Raw genomic sequence first — 2,212 nt, forward strand, 5'->3', positions numbered from 1 at the left:
CATATTTAAAATCTAGATAAAATACTAGACCTGATGGTAAGTTCATTGGTTGTACAGATACGAAATCTTTTGCTACAATTTCAGAAAAGATACGTCTTACTAATGGTAGAGCTACTCCAGCCCATTCTTCGCCGTTTGCGGCAGTTCCAGTAGAAGATGCTTCTTTTACTAATTGTCTTGCTTGATTTTCTAAAAGTGTTGCAACACCAGCTTTTTCAACTTCGTTGTCAATTCCTTCTAAAAGACCAGTTTTTTCCCATTTACTAGCTAAAACTCTTGTAGTTTCAGATAATCTAGCGGTATGAGAAGAACCTTCACTAAGGATATTTTTTAAATCCATGTTTATTCTCCGTTTTTATTTGTTTAAAAATTAAATTAAACCAGCAAGCTTTTTCCAGCGAGCGGCTAATTCGTTACCTTCTGAGATGATTTTCTTTTTAGGTGCCGAACTTTTTGTTGCTTTAGAAGCATAACCTTCTCTAACAACAACTTTTGTTTTCTTAGCTACGTTAAGATTTTCAGCTAATGTTGAAAATACTAACTTAACTTCTCTTACTGATGAAGTTCTATCAAAGTTTTCAAGAACTTTTACTTTTTGATTTTCATTTAAATCAAATGTTCTGAATAATTTGTTAGTGTAAAGAAGTTTAGCGTTCAATAGGTTAACTTCGTTGATAGTAGTTTGTAAACTTTTTATAGTTGTATAAGCTTCTTCCAATTCACCTGCCATATCTTCGTCTTCTTCTTCAGCTTCAGTCATCGCTTCTTCTTCTTCTTCGTCGCCATCTTCCATTTCTTTCAATGTTCTGATAACTTCATCCAAATCGATTTCTTCTTCTTCTTCAGCTTCTTCAGTCATTTCAACTTCTTCTTCCGAATCCATTTCCATTTCTTCTTCTTCTTCCATTTCCATTTCTTCTTCAGAACCCATTTCGTTTTCATCTTCAAGTTCTCTAATGATAGATTCTAAATCTAATTCATCTTCGTCCTCTTCAGAATCCATTTCCATTTCTTCTTCTTCTTCCATTTCTACTTCTTCTTCAGAATCCATTTCCATTTCTTCTTCTTCTTCCATTTCTACTTCTTCTTCCGAATCCATTTCAGCTTCTTCCATTTCTTCTTCCGAATCCATTTCTGCTTCTTTGTATTCTTCTACTTCAGCTTCTTCAGAATGATACGCTTCTTCAGTTTCATCTTCTTCCATTTCTTCTTCAGCTTCTTCTGCTAGCTTCGCAGATATCATTGATTGAAGTTTTGGTACGAATGCTTCTTCCAAAGCTAATTTTGCATTGGCCATTGCTGTTTCTTTCACAGCCTTAGCATCAGCAATTGCTTCTGATAACAAGTCTTTTCTTGCCATAATAGTTCTCCTAAATTTGTTTGGGGAAATAAGATTATTGTAAATCTTAATATAATTGTTTATATAAAATAACGTTAACCACCTATTGGGAGGTGGTATCACAATTTACAATAAATAGTGTAGTATAAATAAAAACACTAATATTGTACTCATTACTTATCTTCTTGAGTTCTGTGCCATTGAGTTCGTATTGCCTCTGCACGTTTTCTACGGTTAACTGCTGATGGTTTGATGAATTCTCGTCTATCTTTGACTTCATCTAACTTACCACTATCCTTCATCTTACGTTTCCATAATTTGAGAGCTGGTTCAATTTGGCCGTTAACGACTTTTACTGCCATTGCGTTACCCATTACTTCCATATCTTCTCTACGGACTTTTTTAAAGTTACTTTTTCGTTCTTGCATAAATTGTTTTTTAATATTAAAAAAAATACACCAGCCAAACTAATGACCGGTGTATATAAATATTATTTTATTTTTGTTAAAATTACTTAATGGTTAATGAACTGTATTTTTTATAAAGTTTTACTAATGTATCTCTTAACTCTCTTGTAAATTTCACTTTGTTAGGATTTAAAGATACGTTGTTATCACCTAATAGTGGTAAGAGTCCTGATTTTTGGATTCTATCACCTACTAACTTATCATTCACAAATGCAATCTTTGCTTCGTTTACTGATTCGTATGTTCCTTCTGATAAATCATCTATACCTTGCTTCATATCTCCAAATAGTTTTCCAAATTGCTTTTGTTGTTTGGAATCTAATTTTTTAATATTCTTTAGATGTTTCTTTACCATAGAAGATAAGTCAACTGAAATGTCTTGTAATATATCTGAGTAATCCATTGT

At 32.5% G+C, this 2,212-nt stretch carries 4 protein-coding genes; all 4 read right to left on the reverse strand.

Going from position 1 to position 2,212, the window contains the following annotated elements:
* The coding region (locus AACZ53_RS14410; protein WP_339839882.1) for a hypothetical protein at positions 1 to 340 on the reverse strand (340 nt) is incomplete at its 3' end.
* Between the two features lie 30 nt (positions 341 to 370).
* Positions 371 to 1,360 (reverse strand): hypothetical protein, encoded by a 990-nt coding sequence (locus AACZ53_RS14415; protein ID WP_339839884.1) that lies wholly within the window; start codon positions 1,358 to 1,360, stop codon positions 371 to 373.
* A gap of 152 nt (positions 1,361 to 1,512) precedes the next feature.
* Positions 1,513 to 1,767: a 30S ribosomal protein S21 gene (gene rpsU / locus AACZ53_RS14420; RefSeq protein WP_339839886.1), complete on the reverse strand. Its 255-nt coding sequence runs from the start codon at positions 1,765 to 1,767 to the stop codon at positions 1,513 to 1,515.
* Between the two features lie 82 nt (positions 1,768 to 1,849).
* Positions 1,850 to 2,212: hypothetical protein (locus AACZ53_RS14425; protein WP_339839888.1), on the reverse strand; the 363-nt coding region annotated here is incomplete at its 5' end.

It is taken from the genome of uncultured Flavobacterium sp. (assembly GCF_963975005.1).
Taxonomy (GTDB): Bacteria; Bacteroidota; Bacteroidia; order Flavobacteriales; family Flavobacteriaceae; genus Flavobacterium.

Excerpts from the sequence above, each read along its gene's own strand:
- rpsU (WP_339839886.1), bottom strand. The coding sequence starts at position 1,767 with ATGCAAGAACGAAAAAGTAACTTTAAAAAAGTCCGTAGAGAAGATATG.
- AACZ53_RS14415 (WP_339839884.1), bottom strand. The coding sequence starts at position 1,360 with ATGGCAAGAAAAGACTTGTTATCAGAAGCAATTGCTGATGCTAAGGCT.